Below are 20723 nucleotides of genomic sequence, written 5' to 3'. Positions count from 1 at the left end.
CCCTACCTCTGGAACCGACTCACCGCGACTGCGTCGTGGGCATGCAGGCTTTCTGCATGTTCCACGCGCACAGTGAACCCCGCTACGCAATCGACCTGGCGCAAGGCCAGGTTCAGACGTCGGGCGGCATCCTCGCAGAACATCAGGTTCTGGCCGTTGGCCAAGGCGAAGGCCTGCTCGTCGGCACGTTTCACGGCGGTCTGCACCGCTGTGCCCAAGGCTGCTTCGGCCTTGTCGATCAGTACGGTAATCGGCAGTTCATCCCCCACCAGGCTAATCTGTAGCTTCGCCATACTGCGCTGGCTATGGGGTGTGGCAACGATCCCGCTGCTGCTGCCAAGCCATGCCCTCACGGCTTGTCGGTCCACCGCTTGTCCCGAGAAGTCCTTGTCGAACTGATCCTGGATAAGCTGCCTGGCGAGCGCCGCCGAACATGGGCAGGTCGAGGAATAGGGAATCCCCACGGATAGTTCCACGTGGAACATTTCAGCTTTCAACCGTGCATCGATAGCCACCGGGTAGTGCTTCCATCCCGCCAGCGGGCTGACCAGCGCAGGGCGTTTGAGCAGGTGATCGAACTGCAGACGGAGGTGGGCGCTTGCTGAAAGGCCTTCGTGGCTGAACAGAAACTGCTCGAGTACCTGGCGGATGAGCCGCGGGGTGAGCATGCCTCGCTCCAGTGCTTCCAGTGCCAGGTACAACCTCGACATATGTATGCCTCGAGATGAGCCGTCGTCGAGGCTCACCCCTGCATCGGCAAGCGCGCTTACTTGGCGCCCCTCGAACTGCACCGGCATGGCGATGCCGCACATGCCTACCCAGTCCAGCGGCAATGGCTGCTGGGCACTCTGTGCGGCGATGTCGGGAAGGGTGAGGCTGGTCATGGCGAGATCCTGGTCTTAGGGGGGTCAACGGCAGCCACCGATCAGGCTGCAATGCAGATCGAAGCGTTGGCCGCTGGAACTGGAAACACGGTTGAGGGTGGTCCAGCCGACGCGTCGGCTGTAGCCGACCCAGGCTTCACCGTCGCTGGCCAGGCCGGTGAAGAAGGTCAGCGGGCCATAGCGGCTGTTGGTTTGCGCCCACAATCGTTTGCCCGTCACTTCATAACCGCGCAGGTAGAAGGTGCTGCCCTCGGTGCGAACGCTGTAGTAGTTGCCCTGGCTGTCATGGCAGGCGAGCAAGGTTGCACTACGGGTGCAAAGGGCAAGGTCGGTGTGGGGCATGGCGAGTACTGGTACCGGCAGGGTAAGCAGCAACGCAACGATGCCAAGTGATTTCATGACGCTCTCCAGACAACCGTTCGGCCAAAGCAGCTTGGCTAAATTGTATTGTTATAATATAACATTGCGCAATGCATCGTTTCGAATGTGCCCGCCCGATGAGGTCCGTCATGCCCAACCGTCTTCCCGTCACCGTGCTGTCCGGCTTCCTGGGCGCCGGCAAGAGCACACTGCTCAACCATGTCCTGCGTAATCGCGACGACCTGCGTGTGGCCGTGATCGTCAACGACATGAGTGACATCAACATCGATGCCAGTGAAGTCCAGCGCAATGTCAGCCTCAACCGCGCCGAGGAGAAACTGGTAGAGATGAGCAATGGCTGCATTTGCTGCACCCTGCGCGAAGACCTGCTGGAGGAAGTTGCCCGGTTGGCGCGGGAGGGACGCTTCGATTACCTACTGATCGAGTCGACCGGTATCTCCGAGCCCCTGCCCGTTGCCGAGACGTTCACTTTCCGTGACGAACAGGGCCGCAGCCTGTCTGACATGGCGCGGCTGGATACCATGGTCACGGTAGTCGACGGGCTCAATTTCCTGCGCGACTACCAAGCTGCCGACAGTCTTGCCAGCCGTGGCGAAACGCTAGGCGAAGAGGACGAGCGCTCGATCAGCGATTTGCTGATCGAACAGGTCGAGTTCGCCGATGTACTGTTGCTGAGCAAGATCGACCTGATCAGCCAGCACGAACGCGAAGAGTTGATCGCCATCCTGCGCAGCCTCAATGCCCGAGCACAGATCCTGCCCATGGTGATGGGCCAGGTCGCGCTTTCGCGCATCCTGGACACCGGGCTTTTCGATTTCGACCAGGCCGCCCAGGCACCGGGCTGGTTACAGGAACTGCGGGGCGAGCATGTGCCGGAAACCGAGGAGTACGGCATCGCCGCGACCACCTGGCAGGCGCGTCGGCCGTTTCATCCGCAGCGCTTCTTCGACTTTATCCACAAGCCCTGGAGCAATGGGCGGTTGTTGCGCTCCAAGGGGTTCTTCTGGCTGGCCAGCAAGTACCAGGAAGCCGGCAGCTGGTCACAGGCCGGCGGCATGATGCGCCATGGTCTGGCCGGGCGCTGGTGGCGTTTTGTCCCCCGTGAGCAGTGGCCTCAGGATGAGGACAACCGGGCAGCGATTTTCAAGCAATGGTCGGCCGAAGCGGGTGACTGCCGGCAGGAGCTGGTATTCATCGGGCAGAACATCGATTTTGCAAGGTTATCCACAGAGCTGGATGCCTGCCTGCTCGACGACGAAGAAATGGACCAGGGGCCCGTGGCCTGGTTGCGCCTGCCTGATCCGTTCGGTGCCTGGGACGAAGAGGAGGCCGCGTGAGGGCTGTGGATATCCGTCAGGCGCTCGGTGAGTCGCCCCAGGTAATGACGGAGATTCTTCAGGACGGCGTCAATCTGGCGGTATGGCAGCGACGCTTGCCCGCCCAGGTGGAAGATTTTTCCGCGCTGGTACTCAGCCTTGGCCATACGCTGACGGATGAGCGGGTGATCGAAGTGGATGAACGTCAGCCACCCCGGGTGCCTGGTTTGCTCAGGGAGGCGCAGGACCTGCACGGTTATGAGGGCTTTGTGGCCGATGTGTGCTGGCTGGTGGCGGCCTACACCTGCCTGTTGGGCGCTCGACGGGTCGGTTTGCGCCTGCGAGTGCTGGACAGTGCGATGTGCCCCCGTTTCCATGTGGATCATGTGCCCCTGCGGTTGCTGAGTAGTTATGCAGGCGCAGGCAGCGAGTGGTTGGAAGAAGGCGCAATCGATCGATCACGGCTGCTCAGCGACCCACCGCCTGTGGATAACATTCGCCGCCTAGCGGTGGGTGATGTCGCGTTGCTCAAGGGCGAGAAATGGCTGGGCAACGAGGGTGGCGGACTTATCCACCGTTCGCCGCGGGCTTCTTCAGGCGATCGGCGGCTGTTGCTGAGCCTGGATTGGCTCGCCTGAGTTGTTCACTGCCCCTTTGTAGGAGCTTTAGCCGTGATGCAGGCAACGCTGTGCCTGGCACCCGCTTCGCGGGTGATCGCGGCTGAAGCCGCTCCTACAGTGTTTGTGTCGCGTTGCTGCTGGCTCGCGATAGACTTGCACCAACCCCGACCCGACACCGAGCCATGCTGCAGAACATCCCCACCCATGTGATCGCCGGCCCATTGGGGGCCGGCAAGACCAGCTTGATCCGCCATCTGATGAGCCAGCGTCCAGCTAACGAACGCTGGGCAGTGCTGGTCAATGAATTCGGGCAGATTGGCCTGGATGCCGCCTTGTTGGCACGCGATGACGACGGCATTGCCATTGCCGAAGTGGCAGGGGGCTGCCTTTGCTGTGTCAACGGCGCGCCGTTCCAAGTCGGGCTCGGGCGTCTCCTGCGCAAGGCGCGCCCCGATCGTTTGTTCATCGAACCTTCAGGCCTGGGTCATCCCCAGCAGTTGCTTCAACAACTGGAGCAAGCACCCTGGACGACCGTATTGGCCGTGCAACCACTGCTTATGGTGCTGGATGCCCAGGCCCTGGCGCGTGGCGAAGCCTTGCCTGAAGCGCAGCAATTGGCGTTGCCTACTTCAGGGTTGCTGGTGTTGAACAAGTCGTCCGCTGTGGACAACAAGACGCGCCTGTTGATAACTGACAGATTGCCCGAGTTACCCAAGGTTTGGGTCGATCATGGCGCCCTGCCGTTGATCCGGCTGCCGAGTTTTTCCACATTAGGGAAGGGCTGTCCTGATGCAAGCCAGCAGGTTGTGGACAATCCGGGGCCGGCGCTTGCTGCCCTGTGGACAGACCCAAGCCGGCCGCTATGCCAGGCCCAGCAGGGCGAAGGTAGCTGGAGCATCGGTTGGCGTTGGCACCCCAGCCAACGCTTCGACACGGCGAGATTGCGTGCCTTTCTCCAGGCCTGGCCATGGCGCCGGGCCAAGGGTGTTATCCACAGCGACCTGGGCTGGCTGTCATTCAATGGGCTCGATGGGCAGTTGCCCGACTGGCAGCCGAGCGAATGGCGCAAGGATTCGCGGATGGAACTGATTTTCGCCGAGGCGCAACCCGTGGACGAGCTGCAGGAGGCGCTTGCCGCGTGCCGGCTGGGCGCCTGATCAGTTACGCCAGCGGTTGTGCTCTTGGCGCCACTGCTGCATCTCGATGACGTTGTCGGTGCGTGGTGGTGTCTTGATTTCGAACGGATAGGGCGCGAGCTCGATCTGCATGGTGTGGGCGCCGAACTGCGTGACAGTGCCCGGGTGCCGCTGCTCACCGGTAACGGTGAACTCGAAGTTGTAGATGCGCGCTAGGCGCTTCTTGCCATTGGCATCGCGCACGAAGGCGATGCGCTTGAGCGCCACGGCGTCGTCGAGCAGTTCCAGGTCGAGCTTGGCGCAATGCTGCTTGACCCGGGCCAGGGCCTTTTCGCGCAACCCGTGGTTGTGCCACAGCCAGGCGCCTGCGGTCGCCACCAGCATCAGGACGAAAAGGTTTTCCAGGGTCAGCATTTGCGTAAGCTCCAGACAGGTCGATCCAGCTTAACTGCGTCTCTGGCCTGTCGTACAGATGGCAATCGGGTTCATACTGCGGGCCGCACACTTATCCACACAGTTTCGGAATAGCCCTGCATGAAACGTACGCCGCACTTGCTTGCCATTCAGTCCCACGTGGTCTTTGGACACGCCGGCAACAGCGCCGCGGTGTTTCCCATGCAGCGGATTGGGGTCAACGTCTGGCCGCTCAATACCGTGCAGTTCTCCAACCATACTCAGTATGGACAGTGGGCCGGGGAAGTGCTTGCCCCAGCGCAAATTCCCGCGTTGGTGGAAGGCATTTCCAATATCGGCGAACTGGGCAATTGCGACGCGGTGCTGTCCGGTTACCTGGGAAGCGCCGAGCAAGGCCGGGCGATCCTGGCCGGGGTCGCGCGAATCAAGGCGGTCAACCCCAAGGCGTTGTACCTGTGCGACCCGGTCATGGGGCACGCCGAAAAGGGCTGCATCGTCCCTGCCGAGGTGAGCGAGTTCCTGCTCGAAGAGGCCGTTGCCAAGGCCGACATACTCTGCCCCAACCAGCTCGAGCTGGACAGCTTCTGCGGCCGGCGTGCCGAGTCCCTCGAAGATTGCGTGGGCATGGCCCGTGGCCTGCTGGAGCGCGGGCCGCGCCTCGTGCTGGTCAAGCATCTGAAGTACCCAGGGCGCGCCGACGACTCGTTCGAAATGCTGCTGGTGACGGACCAGGAGAGTTGGCACCTGCGCCGGCCTCTGCTGGCCTTCCCACGTCTGCCGGTCGGGGTGGGTGACCTGACTTCGGGGCTGTTCCTGGCCCGGCTGCTACTGGGTGACAGCGATGTACAGGCGTTCGAGTTCGCGGCGGCGGCAGTGCATGAAGTGCTGTTGGAAACCCAGGCCTGCGCCAGCTACGAACTGCAACTGGTGCGGGCCCAGGATCGCATCGCTCATCCACGGGTGCGCTTCGAGGCGCAGCGACTCCTGTACTAGATGGCGTCGGTCTTCAGGTCCTGGTAGCGCTGCTCCAGCTCCTGGCGGATCTGGCGGCGCTGCTGGCCCTGCAGGAAGCGGCGTTTCTCTTCGCTGGACTGGGGCTGGCGCGGTGGCACTTTCACCGGGCGGCGGTCGTCGTCGACCGCGACCATGGTGAAGAAGCAACTGTTGGAGTGGCGCACCGAGCGTTCGCGGATGTTCTCGGTGACCACCTTGATACCCACTTCCATCGAGGTGTTGCCGGTGTAGTTGACCGACGCCAGGAAGGTCACCAGCTCCCCGACATGTACCGGTTCGCGGAAGATCACCTGGTCCACCGACAGGGTGACCACGTAGGTGCCGGCATAACGGCTGGCGCAGGCATAGGCCACTTCGTCGAGGTACTTGAGCAGGGTGCCGCCGTGTACGTTGCCAGAGAAGTTGGCCATGTCCGGTGTCATCAGGACAGTCATGGTCAACTGGGCGTTTCCAGGTTCCATAGAGAGCTCACGGTGAATTTGCGCTGAATCGGGGCGGGTATCTGCAGACACTTCTGTTCCCCTCTTTGAGGTTTCCCATCCTGGTACGGGACGTCGGCTGACGCTCCATCGTCACGACAATTTTGCCATCGGCAGTGTCGAATCGGCCGATCTGTTTCTGCATATTGCATCGACCATTTGTGGCAAGGCGCGATGTTAACCTGACGACGCCCATGCAACGTGGGCTTTTCCGTCTATCAGAACAGTATGTGCCTGCTCCGTGTTCAGGGTTTTCTGGCAGAGGAGCGGTTCGCCCCGTGCATCGAGAACAAGGAGTACCACGCCATGCATGCCATCAGCTTCATCCAGGATCTGGCGGTGATCATGCTGGTCGCCGGGGTGGTCACCATTCTCTTCCACCGTCTCAAGCAGCCCGTGGTGCTGGGCTACATTGTCGCTGGCTTCATCATCGGCCCGCACACTCCGCCGTTCGGGCTGATTCATGATGAAGACACGATCAAGACCCTGGCTGAACTGGGAGTGATCTTCCTGATGTTCTGCCTGGGGCTGGAGTTCAGCCTGCGCAAGCTGTTCAAGGTGGGGGCCACGGCATTCATCGCCGCCTTCCTGGAAATCGTGCTGATGATCTGGATAGGTTTCGAGATCGGCCGCTGGTTTGGCTGGAACACCATGGATTCGCTGTTCCTCGGGGCGATCCTGGCGATCTCCTCGACCACCATCATCGTCAAGGCACTCAACGACCTGAAGATGAAGAACGAGCGGTTCGCCCAGTTGATCTTCGGCGTGCTGATCGTCGAGGACATCTTGGGCATCGGCATCATCGCGCTGCTGTCGGGCATCGCCGTCAGCGGCACGGTCAGCTCCGGCGAGGTGTTCTCTACCGTGGGCAAGCTGTCGCTGTTCATGATTGTCGCGTTGGTCATTGGCATCCTGCTGGTGCCGCGGCTATTGGCCTATGTGGCGAAGTTCGAAAGCAACGAGATGCTGCTGATCACCGTGCTTGGGCTGTGTTTCGGCTTCTGCCTGCTGGTGGTCAAGCTCGAATACAGCATGGTGCTCGGGGCCTTCCTGATCGGCGCGATCATGGCCGAATCGCGCCAGCTGCTGAAGATAGAACGCTTGATAGAGCCGGTTCGCGACTTGTTCAGTGCCATCTTCTTTGTCGCCATCGGCTTGATGATCGACCCGTCAATCCTTGTCGAGTACGCCTGGCCAATCGTGGTGATCACCCTCGCGGTGGTGCTGGGCAAGATGCTCTCCTGCGGCATGGGCGCCTTCATTGCCGGCAATGACGGGCGTACTTCGCTGCGGGTGGGCATGGGGCTTTCGCAGATCGGTGAGTTCTCGTTCATCATTGCGGCGCTGGGCATGACCCTGCAAGTCACCAGCGATTTTCTCTACCCCGTCGCGGTGGCGGTGTCGGCCATCACCACCTTGTTGACGCCTTACCTGATCCGCGCGGCCGACCCCTTGTCGCTGAAGCTCGGCAAGGTGGTGCCAAGCCGCCTGGCACGGGTGCTGTCGCTGTATGGCGAATGGCTGCGCAGCATCCAGCCCCAGGGCGAGGGGGCCATGCTGGCGGCGATGATTCGGCGCATCTTGTTGCAGGTAGGGGTGAACCTGGCGCTGGTGATCGCCATCTTTTTCAGCGGTGGTTATTTCGCCGGGCGTATGGGTACCTGGCTCAGTGAGTGGGTCGGTGATGTGAGCCAGCAGAAGGCGTTGATCTGGGGCGCTGCCTTGTTGCTGTCGTTGCCGTTCCTGATCGCGGCCTACCGCAAGCTCAAGGCGTTGTCGATGTTGCTGGCGGAGATGGGGGTCAAGCCGGAGATGGCCGGGCGGCACACTCAGCGCGTGCGACGCGTGATCGCCGAAGTGATTCCGCTGCTGTCACTGCTGGTGATTTTCCTGCTGCTGTCAGCGCTGTCGGCGAGCATCCTGCCGACCAATGAATTGTTGCTGATCATTGCGGTGGTTGCGGCAATGGTGGTGGCGTTGCTATGGCGTTGGTTCATCCGGGTGCATACTCGGATGCAGGTCGCTTTGTTGGAGACGCTGGAGAACAGCCAGGAAAATTCGCACTGAGGAGTTAACGCCTTCTGCGCGAGACTTCACCGTCGTCCGAGGGGATGGAGCGGTAGCGATGTCGCCAGGCGCAGAGAGCCTGGCGATTCTACGAGGCCTGATAGCTAAGAGCCATTATTTTGTGCGGGTATTTCTCATTCAGCTTTCCAGCCAGACATCCCGGGCCCAGTGCCACACCGACTCCCAGCTTTCTTCGGTGACGATCTCTTCTTCGCCGGACCACAGCACTACCGTGCCGTCTTCCTCGACGCAGTAGTAGTCATCACCATCCTGGCAGATGGGGATGAGATCGCGAGGGACGCCGGCATCCCAGGCATTGGCGGCCACTTCCGGCAGGTAGGTGTGGGATTGCGGGTCGGTGGCGGTCACCGGCTCCAGGCTGCCATACACCACGTCACTGACGGTCAGCAGGAATTCCTTGAACACGAAGGGAATGTTGATGAACAGCTGTTCCTCGACTTCGACCAGCTGATCCTCGTCCGGCAACTCCAGCGGCACCGGCACCGGTTCGTTGGCTTCACGGAGTTGTTCGATCACTTCTTCCACGGTTCACTTCCTCTGACCTAGATGACAACGCTGCGCGTTATACCCTAGTAGTCGAGTCTGGCAAAAGCAAAAACCCCGGGACAGGCCCAGGGTTTTTTGTGCAACGTGCGACGGTTAACCGTTTTGGCGGATACCGGCCAGCAGCCAAGGCTGGTTTTCGCCCTGTGCGCGTTCCATGTGCCAGCTCTCGTTGAACACCTCGCCCTGGTCGAAGCGCGAGGTCTTCGACACGCCACGGAAGGTGAGGGTGGCGATGGTCTTGTCGGCGCGGTCGTCGACGCCTTCCAGCTGTACATCGAGGTTGTCGATGTAGGTGGACTGGAAGCCTTCACCTTCTTCAGCGCGCTCGCGCTTGAGGAAGTCGAGCATCTGCGGGGTGACGAACTCGGCGATCTTGTCCATCTCGTTGGCGTCCCAGTGCTGCTGCAGCGACTGGAAGTGCGAACGGGCGGCGGCCAGGAAGCTGGCTTCGTTGAACCAGGCCGGGGCGTTGATCACAGGCGAGGCGACCGGTGCGGCGGAACCGCCGAAGATCGATTGTGGAGCGGCCTGCGGCTGGGCTTCGCGCTGGTACGGGGCGTGACCTGCGGCAGCGTGTTGTGGCTGCTGCTGGCGACGGCGCGCGGCAATGAAGCGGAACACCAGGAAGGCGATCAGGCCCATGAGCAGGAGGTCGAGGATCTGCATGCCCTCGAAGCCGTCACCCATGAACATGGAGGCCAGCAGGCCACCGGCGGCGATGCCGGCCAGCGGGCCCAGCCAGCGCGAAGCGCCGCTGGCGGCGGCCGGCGCACGGCCTGGAGCGGCCGGTGTGGCGGCTGGAGTGGTCGGGGCGGCTTGGCGGGTCTGGTGGATTGGCGCGGAGCCCGAGCTCTTGCCACCACCGAAGCGCTTGGCGTTGGCGTCGAGGCTCAGCGTCAGGCCGACGCAGAGCGCCAGAGCGATGCTAAGAAAACGTTGCATAAGTTGGGGGTTCCCGTTTTTGTGGATTGCACGCGCGCCATGGTGCACATGAAGCAGCAGACATGGCCAGCAACAAGATGTTTCGAGCTTTTGCCTGATAGTCAGGAGGGGCGCGTCGCTTTAGGAGCCGGCCTTGCCGGCGAACACCGGCGCTGCCGGTGCCATTCGCCGCGCCGCCTGCTTCGCCAGCAGGCTGGCTCCTACGTCAAATGGCTTCGAGCTTGGCGTAACCGAGCATCAGCCACTTGCTGCCCTCGGAGAAGTTCACCTGCACCCGCGCCTGGGCGCCGGAACCCTCGAAGTTGAGGATCACGCCCTCGCCGAACACCGCGTGCTGCACTCGCTGGCCAAGGCTGAAGGCGGTCTGTGGGATGCTGGCATTGGCGAACAGGCTGCTGGCAGGCGCCTTGGCGCCGCCGAAGGGGCGGCTGACGGAGTTCGACAGGCGCACTTCCTGTACCAGGCCCGCCGGGATCTCACGGACGAAGCGCGACACCTTGTTGTATGTCTCGCTGCCATACAGGCGACGGGTCTCGGCGTAGGTCATGACCAGTTGGCGCATCGCCCGGGTGATGCCGACATAGGCCAGGCGGCGCTCTTCTTCCAGACGGCCGGGCTCTTCCAGGCTCATTTTGTGCGGGAACAGCCCTTCCTCCATGCCCACCAGGAACACGTAAGGGAATTCCAGGCCCTTGGCGCTGTGCAGGGTCATCAGCTGGATGCTGTCCTCGTGCTCGTCGGCCTGGCTGTCGCCGGCCTCCAGCGAAGCGTGGCCGAGGAACGCCGACAACGGCGTCAGTTCGGCATCCTCGTCGCTGGTCTCGAAGTTGCGCGCGGCGCTGACCAGTTCCTCAAGGTTTTCCACCCGCGCCTGGCCTTTTTCGCCCTTTTCTTCCTGGTGGTAGATGATCAGGCCAGACTGCTCGATGACCGTCTGGGCCATCAGGTGCAGCGGCATGTCCAGCACCTTGGCGGCGAGGTTCTCGAGCAGTTCGATGAACGCCCCCAGGGCACTGGCGGCGCGGCCCTTCAGGGCCTTGGCGGCAAGCAACTGGCACATCGCGTCCCACATCGACGACTGGCTGTGACGGGCATGCTCGCGAATGGCCTCGACAGTCTTCTCGCCGATGCCGCGCGGCGGCACGTTGATCACCCGCTCCAGCGCCGCGTCGTTGCCGCGGCCTTCGAGCAGGCGCAGGTAGGCCATGGCGTTCTTGATCTCGGCGCGCTCGAAGAAGCGCTGGCCGCCATAGATGCGGTAAGGGATGCGCTCGCGCAGCAGGGCCTCTTCCAGCACCCGCGACTGGGCGTTGGAACGGTACAGGATGGCGATATCGCTGCGTGCGTTGCCCTGCTTGATCAGGCTTTCGATGGTCTCGACCACGTAGCGCGCTTCGTCATGCTCGTTGAAGGCGGCATAGAGCGTCAGCGGCTCGCCTTCGCCCAGGTCGGTCCACAGTTCCTTGCCCAGGCGCCCGCTGTTGTTGGCAATCAGGGCGTTGGCGGCCTTGAGGATGCCACCGGTGGAGCGGTAGTTCTGCTCCAGGCGGATCAGCTCGGCGTCCGGGAAGTCGGCGGTGTACTGGTGGATGTTCTCGATCTTGGCGCCGCGCCAGCCGTAGATCGACTGGTCGTCGTCACCCACCGCCATCAGGCTGTCGCCACCGCCGGCCAGCAGGCGCAACCAGGCGTACTGCACGGCGTTGGTGTCCTGGAACTCATCCACCAGGATGTGCCGGAAGCGGCGCTGGTAGTGCTCGAGCAGCCCTGGCTGGTCGCGCCACAGGTCGAGGGCGCGCAGCAGCAGCTCGGAGAAGTCGATGACCCCGGCGCGCTCGCAGGCTTGCTCGTAGGCACTGTAGATATCGCGCATGGTGGTCAGGAACAGGTCGCCGCTGGCCTGGATATGCCGCGGGCGCAGGCCCTCGTCCTTCTGCCCGTTGATGAACCACTGGACCTGGCGCGCGGGCCATTTCTGTTCGTCGAGGCCCATTTCGCGGATCACCCGCTTGATCAGGCGCTGCTGGTCGTCGCTGTCGAGGATCTGGAAGTTCTGCGCCAGCCCCGCTTCCTGCCAGTGGGCCCGCAGCAGGCGGTGGGCCAGGCCGTGGAAGGTACCGACCCACATGCCGGCCGGGTTGATGCCCAGCAGTTGCTCGATGCGGTGGCGCATTTCCGCCGCGGCTTTATTTGTGAACGTCACCGACAGGATCGAGTGCGGCGAGGCCTGCACGACCTGGATTAGCCAGGCGATGCGGTGCACCAGCACGCGGGTCTTGCCCGAGCCGGCACCGGCCAGCACCAGTTGCCGCCCGACCTGGGCCGCCACGGCCTGGCGTTGAGCGTCGTTGAGGGAGTTCAGCAGGAGGGAGAGGTCATCATTGCGCATCCGGCCATTCTAGGGCCGGGCGGGGGGCAGGGGCAAACGCCCGCGGTGCAAATCGTCTCGCTGGCGCTGCGCCGTTCATCGGCCAAGGTGGTTGACTGGTGTGGTTGAGCGGTCGGACTTCGACGGGTGAGACATTTTCGAAATCATGACGCAGAGCAGTTTGGTCCGGTGCGACGCTTGTGTATGCTCGCTGCACATTTGCGGTCTGCCATAACAAGAACACTACAAGAATCCAGCCCTATGACCCAGGATTGCATGGCGATCGGAGCATCGCCGGAGACGACACGGAGCGTTCGCAGGCAATTCGCCACCCAGCTGTCGATCGAGCGGACCCGCCTGCTATACCAAGGCTCCCTGTTGCCCACGCTGTTCATGTTGATCACCGGCCTGCTGAGTGCCTGGCTGTTGTGGAGCCCTGCACGCTACCTGCAGGTTGGCGTGTGGATGGCCTGGTTGGTGGCCCTGGTGGCCCTGCGGGTTATCCAGGTGGCGGCTTTCGATGCGGCTACGCCAGCGCGCCAGGCCAGGCCGACCTGGCGGCGCATGTTCCTGTTTGGGTCGGCGTTCAGCGGTTTGACCCTGGCCAGCGCGGCGATCGCCCTGGTGCCTGTGGACAACTTTGTGCAGCAGGCCTGGGTGTTCGGCTTGCTGGGGGCGGCGGCGTTGTCGGCCAGTGTCGCCTACGCCGTGAGCCTGCCGGCCTTTCTCAGTTTCGCCTTGCCCTGCCTGCTGCCGCCGATCGCCTTCCTGTTCGTCTATGATGCCGGTCACCAGCGCGGCTGGGGCTGGCTGGGGCTGATCCTGCTGATGGCGCTGATGGTGGTGGCCTGGCAGGTCAACCGGCTGATCGAACGTGGCCTGCTGCGCCGGTTCCAGAACCAGGCTTTGATCGAGCACCTGCAGAGTGCCCAGCGTCATGGCGAGGACCTCAACCACCAGCTCAGCGGCGAAGTCCGCCAGCGCCGCCAGGCTGAAGAAGAGCTGCGCCAGGCACACGCGGGCCTGGAGCGGCGGGTGGCACAGCGCAGCCATGAGCTGGACCTGGCCAACCAGGCGTTGAGCAAGAGCGAGCAGCGCCTGGCCCTGGCGCTCGAGGCGAGCGAGCTGGGCTTGTGGGACTGGAACCTGGAAACCGATCAGGTCCACCACACGCAGTTGCAGGCGCTGTTTGGCCTGGACTCCAACCAGGTGCGCTCGGTCCGGGCCGACCTCAAGCCGCGGCTGCACCCCGACGATGTGCCGCTGTTGCGGCGTACGCTGGTTGAACACCTCAAAGGGCGCACCGAGGACTACCGGGTCGAGTACCGCATACGTCACGTCCAGGGGCACTGGTGCTGGATCGAGGACCGTGGCCGGGCAGTGGAGCGGGCTGCCGATGGCAAGGTCATGCGCATGCTGGGTACCCGCCGTGACATCACCGCGCGCAAGGAGCAGGAGGAACAGCAGCGCCTGGCCGCCACGGTGTTCGAGGCGGCCAGTGAAGGCATCGCCATCCTGGCAGCCGACTACCAGTTGCTGGCGGTCAACCAGGCGTTCTGCGACGTCACCGGCTACGGCCGTGCCGAACTCATCGCCCGCAACGGTCTGGAACTGCCCTGCAGTCGTGACGCGCGACGCCACAGCCAAGCCATCGAACAGGCGCTGGAGCAGCATGGTGGCTGGCAGGGCGAGCTGGTCGAAGCGCGCAAGAACGGCGAGCTCTATCCGCAATGGTTGCAACTCAACAGCGTGCGGGACGCACGGGGCAGGATCGTCAATATTGTCGGTTTCTTCACCGACCTGTCGGCGCGCCGGGAATCGGAAGAGCGCCTGCGCTACCTTGCCCATTACGACGACCTCACCGGGCTGGCCAACCGCGCCCTGTTCCGCCTGCGCCTGCACGATGCCGCCCAGCGTCTGCGGCTGAACGGGCGCAGCCTGGCACTGCTGCATGTCGACCTCGACCGTTTCAAGCTGCTCAACGAAAGCCTCGGCCACGACCTGGCCGACGAATTGTTGAAGAAGATGGCGCAGCGTATCGCCAACGCGGTGCCGGAAGCCGACACCGTGGCACGGTTGTCTGGTGACGAGTTCGCCATCCTGTTCGATGGCTACACCAACCTGTCGAGCCTGGTGCGGGTGACCACTCGCCTGCTGGACAAGCTGCGGGTGCCACAGCGGCTGGGCGGCCATGAGTTGGTGGTCAGCGCGTCGGTGGGCATCAGCGTGCTGGCGGACGCCACCTTCGACATCAATGCGCTGGTCAGCCAGGCCGACATGGCCAAGCAGCACGCCAAGCACCTGGGGGGCGACAACTTCCAGTTCTATACCGAGAGCTTGCGCGCCAGCACCCTGGAGCGCCTGCAACTGGAGAACCAGCTGCGCAAGGCCATCGATGAGGGCCAGTTGCAGGTGTACTACCAGCCCAAACTGTGCCTGCGCACGGGGCAATTGCATGCGGCCGAGGCGCTGGTGCGCTGGCAGCATCCGGAGTGGGGCATGGTGCCGCCCAGCGAGTTCATCGGGTTGGCGGAGGAGACCGGGCTGATCGCGCCAATGGGCGAGTTCGTCCTGCGCCAGGCATGCTGGCAGGCTTGCGAATGGTTGCGCCAGGGGCTGGAGGTGCGAGTCTCGGTCAACCTGTCGGTGTACCAGTTGCGCCAGGGCAAACTGGTCAGCCTGGTACGCCAGGTCCTGCAGGAGTCCGGGCTGGCGCCGCACCTGCTGGAACTGGAGCTGACCGAAAGCCAGTTGCTGGACAGCGTGGAGCACATCATCTCTACCTTCGAGCAGTTGCATGCGTTGGGCGTGAAGCTGGCCATCGACGATTTTGGTACTGGCTATTCGTCGCTAAGCTATCTCAAACGCTTCCCGGTGGATTACGTGAAGATCGACCAGGCCTTCATCCGTGGCTTGCTCGAAGGCAGTCAGGACGCAGCGATCACCCGGGCGATCATAGCGATGGCCAAGAGCTTGCAGCTCAAGGTGGTCGCGGAGGGGGTGGAGACGCTCGAGCAGTTGCAGTTCCTGCGTGAGCATGGCTGTGACGAAGTGCAGGGCTACTTGATCAGTCGGCCAGTCGATGCGGCATCGTTCCAGGCGCTGCTCGGGCGTTCGACAGCCGATCTATTGCGCTAGCACGGGGCGCTCTTCGAGGTGGATGGATGGGGCTGCGTCGCAGCCCTTTCGCGGCACAAAGCTGCTGGCTGGCGCTCAAAGGTGCCAGGCCTGGCCCTCGCGTGCGAGCAGGCTGTTGGCCTGTTCCGGGCCGTTGCTGCCGGCCGGGTAGGGCCGTGGTGCCTGGAAGTGTTCTTCCCAGCCTTTCAGGATTGGGTCGATCCAGGCCCAGGCGGCCTCGACCTCGTCGCGGCGCATGAACAGCGTCGAGTCACCCTCCAGCACATCCAGCAGCAGGCGCTCGTAAGCCTCCCAGCGTCGGGTCTGGGCGAAGGCCTGGGCAAGGTTGAGGTCCAGCTCGACCGGCGCCAGGCGCATGCCCTTGCCGGGGCTTTTGGTCATCAAGCGCAGGCTGATGTGTTCGTCCGGTTGCAGCTGGATCAGCAACTGGTTGACCTGGCCGCCATTGAACAGCTCGTGCGGCACAGGCTTGAACTGGATGACGATCTGCGAGGAGCGACGTGCCATGCGCTTGCCGGTGCGCAGGTAGAACGGCACGCCGGCCCAGCGCCAGTTGTCGATGTGCGCCTGGACCGCGACGAAGGTCTCGGTGTCGCTGTCGTTGTCCACATCCTTTTCGAAGTAGTAGGCCGGTACTTCCTGGCCGCCGATCTTGCCGGCACCGTATTGGCCACGCACGGTCTTGTCCTGTACGTCCTGCCCGCAAATGGGCTTGAGGGCGCGGAGGATTTTCACCTTTTCGTCGCGCACGGCTTCGGCTTCGAACTGCGCGGGTGGCTCCATGGCCACCAGGCATAGCAACTGCAGCAAGTGGTTTTGCAGCATGTCGCGGGTGGCACCGGCGCGGTCGTAATAGGCGCCGCGGTTCTCGACCCCGAGAGTCTCGCAGACGCTGATCTGCACATGGTCGACCTGGTTGTTGCGCCAGACCGGCTCCAGCAGGGCATTGGCAAAGCGCAGGGCCATGAGGTTCTGCACCGTCTCCTTGCCCAGGTAGTGGTCGATGCGAAATACCTGGGACTCGTCGAACACGTCGCCAATGGCTTCGTTGATCGCGGTGGCCGACTCCAGCGAATGGCCGATGGGCTTCTCCAGCACGATGCGCGCCTCGCGGTCGGCCAGGCCGGCGATGCGCAGGTGGGTGGCGATGGGCACGAACAGTTTGGGCGCCGTGGCGAGGTAGTAGATGCGCGTCAGCCCCCCAGGCTCGCCGAGGTAGCGGGCCAGGCGGCCAAAGTCGGCGCTTTGCGCGGCGTCCATCGGGAAGTAGTCCAGGCGCGCCGAAAACCGCTGCCAGACATCCTCGTCGAAGTCCTGGCGGGCGATCTGCGCCCGGCAGTGGCGCTCGGCGAGCTTGACATAGTCGTTACGTGGCAAGGGGCGCCGGGCCAGGGAGATGATCCGCACGGCGTTGTGCAGACGGGCCTCGCGATACAGGTGGTAGAGCGCCGGCAGCAGCTTGTGCAGGGCAAGATCGCCGGTACCGCCGAAAACCAGGATGTCGCAAGGAATAGTCAAACCACCACACTCCACATTCGTTTAGCTGGGCGGGTTGGCAAGCATGTAGTATAACTACAAGAAAGCTACATCCCGGCCAGCCGATCATAACCGAGTCCAGCCCGTGAATCTGTTGCAACATATCGCCCAATCGCGCCACCTGCTGCGCAAATCGGAACTCAAAGTGGCCGACCACGTGCTGCTCGATCCGGCTGCCGTCATGCACAGCTCCATGGCCGACCTGGCGCACAGTGTGGGCATCAGCGAGCCGACCATCGTGCGTTTCTGCCGGGCGATCGGTTGCTCGGGCTTCCAGGACCTCAAGCTCAAGCTGGCGCAGAGCCTGGCTGCGGGCGCCAGTTTCGGCCAGTTCGCCATCCATGAAGACGACTCGGTCGCCGACTACAGCCTGAAGATCTTCGACACCACCCTGCACACGTTGATGGAGGTGCGCGAGCACCTCGACCCACAAGCGTTGCAGCAGGCGGTGACGGCCATGGCCCAGGCCCAGCGCGTGGAGTTCTATGGGTTTGGCGCGTCGGGCGCGGTGGCCGCCGATGCCCAGCATAAGTTCTTCCGCCTGCTGCTTAGCGCCGCCGCCTATTCCGACCCGCACATGCAGGCGATGTCGGCGGTCACCTTGAAGCCCGGCGATGTGGCAGTGTGCATCTCGCAGTCAGGGCGTTCGAAGGACCTGCTGATCACCGCCAACCTGGTGCGTGAGAGCGGCGCCAACCTGATCACCCTGTGCCCGAGCCAGACACCGCTGGCGGAGCTGTCGACCGTCAACCTGGCCATCGACGTGCACGAAGACACCGAAATCTATACGCCGCTGACCTCGCGCATCGCTCACCTGGTGGTGATCGACGTGCTGGCCATGGGCGTGGCCATGGCCCGCGGGCCGAGCCTGGTCAACCACCTCAAGAGCGTGAAGCGCAGCTTGCGTAGCCTGCGTTTGTCGCCCAAGTCGATCAAGGCTACCGACGACTGATTGCATAGACGTTTTCGCCGGCAAGCCGGCTCCTACAGCCAATCATGTAGGAGACGGCTTGCCGGCGAACAGGTCCGTGAAAGCTGCAAAAATTCACGATTCTGTCACCATTCCACCGCCAAACTGTAAACCCCTGAGGCCAGTCTGAAGCTCCCCGCATCCTATCTGGGAGACAGGCAATGGCACGTGATCACGACGGTGTGTACCAACCCAACGCCAAAGCTCGTAAGCAGCAGGAAAAGGACCAGCGCCGCATGGAGTATCGCCGCGCCATCGAGAGTTACTGCGACCAGCGCCAGCTGCTGCGTGACATCGCCGACTACCCCGACTTGCAGGACATCACGGTGTGGCAGGTATCGGCGGCAACTTCCCCGAGAAGCGCTCCACAAGCTCGCTGATCTTTGCACGTTCGCTGCGAATGAACGCCTGGAACGCCAACGCCACCGGTGATTGCCGCTTGGTCTTCGATTGCACCAGGCACCAGCTGCGGTACAACGGTAGCTCCTCCACCGGTAGTTCCTTGAGCACGCCGGTGGCCAGCTCAAGGTTCACCGCATGGCGGGTCAGCAGGGCGATGCCCAGGCCGGCCACCACGCACTCGCGTTGGGCATCGGTGGAGGCCACTTCGAGGGTCTGGGTGAAGTGCACACGCTTGTCCTTGAAGAACTCCTCGCAGGCCTTGCGCGTGCCCGACCCCTGCTCGCGGACCAGCAGGGTATGAGGCTCGAGGTCTTGCAGGCGCAGCTGTTCGAGCTTGCACAGCGGATGGTCTGGTGGCGCCACGGCGACAATCGGGTTGTTGAGGAAAGGCAGGAACTCCAGTCCCATGTCCTGGGGCACCATGGACATGATGGTCAGGTCGTCGCGGTTGTCCGACAGGCGCCGGATCGCCTGGGCCCGGTTGACGACCGTCAGGGTGAGGTTGACCTCCGGGTGCTGCTGCTTGAAGGCGGCGAACAGGTGTGGCACGAAGTACTTGGCGCTGGACTCGATCGCCAGTTTCAGTTGCCCCTGCAGTGAGCCCTGCATGTCCGACAGCTGCATGTCGAGGTTTTCCAAACGCCCGAAAATATCCCGGCTGGCGCGCTGCAGCGCCTCGGCTGCCTCGGTCAGGTAGAGCTTCTTGCCGACATACTCGAACAGCGGCTGGCCGACCAGCTCCTCAAGCTGACGGATTTGTAGACTAACGGCGGGTTGCGTCAGCGACATCTCCTCGGCAGCTCGGCTGTAGGAGCGTAAATCGCACACCTCGTTGAACACCTGTAGCTGACGTAAAGTCATACGCATCAGGGACTTACGCATTTTATTCCAAGCCCAAGCAAAACTTTGTTACCTGACTATAAGCTTTTGCTAATACTACCTCTAACAAATATTGATTTTTGTTTATCAACCTTCGGCGCTAGGGTGAATATGCGACTGGCCAGCGACGTCTGGTCACGCGCCGACCGGTAGAACCGGATCGTCTGTTCCTACGGCTTTGGGAAGACTCCAGTGATAACAAAAATCCTGATCGCCAACCGGGGTGAAATCGCAGTTCGGATCGTGCGTGCCTGCGCCGAGATGGGCATTCGCTCCGTGGCGATCTATGCCGACGCCGACCGCCACGCCCTGCACGTCAAGCGCGCCGACGAGGCCCATAGCATCGGTGCCGAGCCCCTCGCCGGCTACCTGAACCCGCGCAAGCTGGTGAACCTTGCCGTGGAGACCGGGTGCGATGCCCTGCATCCGGGCTACGGTTTCCTGTCGGAAAACGCCGAACTTGCCGAAATTTGCGCCGAACGCGGGATCAAGTTCATCGGCCCGGCCGCCGACGTCATTCGCCGCATGGGCGACAAGACTGAAGCGCGCCGCACCATGATCGCGGCTGGCGTGCCGGTTACCCCGGGCACTGAAGGCAACGTCGCCGATATCCATGAAGCGTTGCAGGAAGGCGACCGCATCGGTTACCCGGTGATGCTCAAGGCCACTTCCGGTGGTGGTGGCCGCGGTATCCGCCGCTGCAACAGCCGTGAAGAGCTGGAGCAGAACTTCCCCCGGGTGATCTCCGAGGCCACCAAGGCCTTCGGTTCGGCGGAAGTGTTCCTGGAAAAGTGCATCGTCAACCCCAAGCACATCGAGGCGCAGATCCTTGGTGACAGCGTTGGCAACGTGGTGCACCTGTTCGAGCGCGACTGCTCGATCCAGCGCCGCAACCAGAAGCTCATCGAGATCGCCCCGAGCCCGCAGCTTACGCCTGAACAGCGCGCCTACATCGGTGACCTGGCGGTGCGCGCGGCCAAGGCGGTGAACTACGAGAACGCCGGTACCGTGGAGTTCCTGCTCGCTGATGGCGAGGTGTACTTCATGGAGATGAACACCCGGGTGCAGGTGGAACACACCATCACCGAGGAAATCACCGGCATCGACATCGTCCGCGAACAGATTCGCATCGCCTCCGGCCTGCCGCTGTCGATCAAGCAGGAAGACATCCAGCACCGCGGCTACGCGCTGCAGTTCCGCATCAACGCCGAAGACCCGAAGAACAACTTCCTGCCCAGCTTCGGCAAGATCACCCGCTACTACGCCCCCGGCGGCCCCGGCGTGCGCACCGACACGGCGATCTACACCGGCTACACCATCCCGCCGTTCTACGACTCCATGTGCCTGAAACTGGTGGTCTGGGCGCTGACCTGGGAAGAAGCCATGGACCGTGGTCTGCGGGCCCTGGACGACATGCGCGTGCAAGGGGTGAAGACCACCGCCGCGTACTACCAGGAAATCCTGCGCAACCCGGAATTCCGCAGCGGCCAGTTCAATACCAGCTTCGTCGAAACCCACCCTGAACTGACCAACTACTCGATCAAGCGCAAACCCGAAGAGCTGGCCTTGGCCATCGCCGCCGCCATCGCCGCGCACGCAGGCCTGTGAGG

The 20723-nt window shown here is 62.9% G+C and carries 18 protein-coding genes; 9 read left to right on the top strand and 9 right to left on the bottom strand.

Features of this window, described 5'->3' with window-relative positions; all coding sequences use genetic code 11:
- Positions 1–2: 2 nt before the first annotated feature.
- Both folE2 and IM733_RS19315 read right to left on the bottom strand, forming a co-directional pair.
- Entirely contained in the window at positions 3–884 is an 882-nt protein-coding gene (gene folE2 / locus IM733_RS19320; protein WP_248918062.1) for a GTP cyclohydrolase FolE2, read from the bottom strand.
- 24 nt (positions 885–908) lie between these two features.
- Positions 909–1283, bottom strand: coding sequence for a glutamine synthetase (locus tag IM733_RS19315; protein ID WP_248918061.1), 375 nt, complete (start codon positions 1281–1283; stop codon positions 909–911).
- A gap of 110 nt (positions 1284–1393) precedes the next feature.
- Here IM733_RS19315 and zigA point away from each other — a divergent pair, with 110 nt between their 5' ends.
- The 3 genes from zigA (at position 1394) to IM733_RS19300 (ending at position 4358) form a co-directional block, all read left to right on the top strand.
- Positions 1394–2602, top strand: coding sequence for a zinc metallochaperone GTPase ZigA (gene zigA, locus IM733_RS19310; RefSeq protein ID WP_248918060.1), 1209 nt, complete (start codon positions 1394–1396; stop codon positions 2600–2602).
- On the top strand, positions 2599–3219 hold the full coding sequence (locus tag IM733_RS19305; RefSeq protein WP_283107509.1) for a DUF1826 domain-containing protein: 621 nt from the start codon (positions 2599–2601) through the stop codon (positions 3217–3219). Before zigA ends, IM733_RS19305 begins: the two co-directional genes overlap by 4 nt.
- A gap of 164 nt (positions 3220–3383) precedes the next feature.
- Positions 3384–4358, top strand: coding sequence for a CobW family GTP-binding protein (locus IM733_RS19300; protein ID WP_248918059.1), 975 nt, complete (start codon positions 3384–3386; stop codon positions 4356–4358).
- Here IM733_RS19300 and IM733_RS19295 read toward each other — a convergent pair whose 3' ends face one another.
- Positions 4359–4751: a DUF3301 domain-containing protein gene (locus IM733_RS19295; RefSeq protein WP_166889607.1), complete on the bottom strand. Its 393-nt coding sequence runs from the start codon at positions 4749–4751 to the stop codon at positions 4359–4361.
- 120 nt (positions 4752–4871) lie between these two features.
- Between IM733_RS19295 and pdxY the strand changes: the two genes are divergently transcribed.
- On the top strand, positions 4872–5744 hold the full coding sequence (gene pdxY / locus IM733_RS19290; RefSeq protein ID WP_248918058.1) for a pyridoxal kinase PdxY: 873 nt from the start codon (positions 4872–4874) through the stop codon (positions 5742–5744).
- Here pdxY and IM733_RS19285 read toward each other — a convergent pair.
- Positions 5741–6226: an acyl-CoA thioesterase gene (locus IM733_RS19285; protein WP_011536469.1), complete on the bottom strand. Its 486-nt coding sequence runs from the start codon at positions 6224–6226 to the stop codon at positions 5741–5743. The genes pdxY and IM733_RS19285 overlap by 4 nt on opposite strands.
- A 324-nt stretch (positions 6227–6550) precedes the next feature.
- Here IM733_RS19285 and IM733_RS19280 point away from each other — a divergent pair, with 324 nt between their 5' ends.
- On the top strand, positions 6551–8311 hold the full coding sequence (locus IM733_RS19280; RefSeq protein ID WP_248918057.1) for a cation:proton antiporter: 1761 nt from the start codon (positions 6551–6553) through the stop codon (positions 8309–8311).
- Positions 8312–8449: 138 nt separating this feature from the next.
- Here the strand turns inward: IM733_RS19280 and IM733_RS19275 are convergent, their stop codons facing one another.
- The 3 genes from IM733_RS19275 to uvrD all read right to left on the bottom strand — a co-directional run bounded on the left by IM733_RS19275 (position 8450) and on the right by uvrD (position 12209).
- Complete coding sequence (locus IM733_RS19275; protein ID WP_213658949.1) at positions 8450–8857, bottom strand: SMI1/KNR4 family protein; 408 nt, start codon at positions 8855–8857, stop codon at positions 8450–8452.
- Positions 8858–8971: 114 nt separating this feature from the next.
- Positions 8972–9820: a Tim44 domain-containing protein gene (locus IM733_RS19270; protein ID WP_248918056.1), complete on the bottom strand. Its 849-nt coding sequence runs from the start codon at positions 9818–9820 to the stop codon at positions 8972–8974.
- Between the two features lie 205 nt (positions 9821–10025).
- A complete protein-coding gene (gene uvrD, locus IM733_RS19265) occupies positions 10026–12209 on the bottom strand; it encodes a DNA helicase II (protein ID WP_248918055.1) in 2184 nt (727 codons plus the stop codon).
- Positions 12210–12464: 255 nt separating this feature from the next.
- On the opposite strand from uvrD, the gene IM733_RS19260 reads away from it, so the two are divergent.
- On the top strand, positions 12465–15326 hold the full coding sequence (locus IM733_RS19260) for an EAL domain-containing protein (protein WP_248918054.1): 2862 nt from the start codon (positions 12465–12467) through the stop codon (positions 15324–15326).
- Between the two features lie 75 nt (positions 15327–15401).
- On the opposite strand, the gene zwf is transcribed toward IM733_RS19260, so the two are convergent.
- Positions 15402–16844 (bottom strand): glucose-6-phosphate dehydrogenase, encoded by a 1443-nt coding sequence (gene zwf, locus IM733_RS19255; RefSeq protein WP_248918053.1) that lies wholly within the window; start codon positions 16842–16844, stop codon positions 15402–15404.
- A 103-nt stretch (positions 16845–16947) separates the two neighbouring features.
- On the opposite strand from zwf, the gene hexR reads away from it, so the two are divergent.
- Positions 16948–17814: a transcriptional regulator HexR gene (hexR, locus tag IM733_RS19250; protein ID WP_011536461.1), complete on the top strand. Its 867-nt coding sequence runs from the start codon at positions 16948–16950 to the stop codon at positions 17812–17814.
- 179 nt (positions 17815–17993) lie between these two features.
- On the top strand, positions 17994–18212 hold the full coding sequence (locus IM733_RS19245) for a PA3496 family putative envelope integrity protein (protein WP_248918052.1): 219 nt from the start codon (positions 17994–17996) through the stop codon (positions 18210–18212).
- On the opposite strand, the gene IM733_RS19240 is transcribed toward IM733_RS19245, so the two are convergent.
- Positions 18154–19116 (bottom strand): LysR family transcriptional regulator, encoded by a 963-nt coding sequence (locus IM733_RS19240; RefSeq protein ID WP_283107508.1) that lies wholly within the window; start codon positions 19114–19116, stop codon positions 18154–18156. The two genes, IM733_RS19245 and IM733_RS19240, sit on opposite strands and share 59 nt — an antisense overlap.
- Positions 19117–19305: 189 nt before the next feature.
- Here IM733_RS19240 and IM733_RS19235 point away from each other — a divergent pair, with 189 nt between their 5' ends.
- Positions 19306–20721 (top strand): acetyl-CoA carboxylase biotin carboxylase subunit, encoded by a 1416-nt coding sequence (locus tag IM733_RS19235; RefSeq protein ID WP_248918051.1) that lies wholly within the window; start codon positions 19306–19308, stop codon positions 20719–20721.
- Positions 20722–20723 lie beyond the last annotated feature (2 nt).

The organism is Pseudomonas entomophila (assembly GCF_023277925.1).
GTDB lineage: Bacteria > Pseudomonadota > Gammaproteobacteria > Pseudomonadales > Pseudomonadaceae > Aquipseudomonas > Aquipseudomonas entomophila_D.
The sequence above is the reverse complement of the archived record's forward strand: the minus strand, read 5'-3'. Positions and strand labels throughout refer to the sequence as shown.

Excerpts from the sequence above, each read along its gene's own strand:
- IM733_RS19315 (WP_248918061.1), bottom strand. The coding sequence starts at position 1,283 with ATGAAATCACTTGGCATCGTTGCGTTGCTGCTTACCCTGCCGGTACCA.
- uvrD (WP_248918055.1), bottom strand. The coding sequence starts at position 12,209 with ATGCGCAATGATGACCTCTCCCTCCTGCTGAACTCCCTCAACGACGCT.
- zigA (WP_248918060.1), top strand. The coding sequence starts at position 1,394 with ATGCCCAACCGTCTTCCCGTCACCGTGCTGTCCGGCTTCCTGGGCGCC.
- IM733_RS19300 (WP_248918059.1), top strand. The coding sequence starts at position 3,384 with ATGCTGCAGAACATCCCCACCCATGTGATCGCCGGCCCATTGGGGGCC.
- IM733_RS19245 (WP_248918052.1), top strand. The coding sequence starts at position 17,994 with ATGGCACGTGATCACGACGGTGTGTACCAACCCAACGCCAAAGCTCGT.
- IM733_RS19270 (WP_248918056.1), bottom strand. The coding sequence starts at position 9,820 with ATGCAACGTTTTCTTAGCATCGCTCTGGCGCTCTGCGTCGGCCTGACG.
- folE2 (WP_248918062.1), bottom strand. The coding sequence starts at position 884 with ATGACCAGCCTCACCCTTCCCGACATCGCCGCACAGAGTGCCCAGCAG.
- pdxY (WP_248918058.1), top strand. The coding sequence starts at position 4,872 with ATGAAACGTACGCCGCACTTGCTTGCCATTCAGTCCCACGTGGTCTTT.
- IM733_RS19260 (WP_248918054.1), top strand. The coding sequence starts at position 12,465 with ATGGCGATCGGAGCATCGCCGGAGACGACACGGAGCGTTCGCAGGCAA.
- IM733_RS19285 (WP_011536469.1), bottom strand. The coding sequence starts at position 6,226 with ATGGAACCTGGAAACGCCCAGTTGACCATGACTGTCCTGATGACACCG.
- IM733_RS19295 (WP_166889607.1), bottom strand. The coding sequence starts at position 4,751 with ATGCTGACCCTGGAAAACCTTTTCGTCCTGATGCTGGTGGCGACCGCA.
- IM733_RS19280 (WP_248918057.1), top strand. The coding sequence starts at position 6,551 with ATGCATGCCATCAGCTTCATCCAGGATCTGGCGGTGATCATGCTGGTC.
- IM733_RS19240 (WP_283107508.1), bottom strand. The coding sequence starts at position 19,116 with ATGCGTAAGTCCCTGATGCGTATGACTTTACGTCAGCTACAGGTGTTC.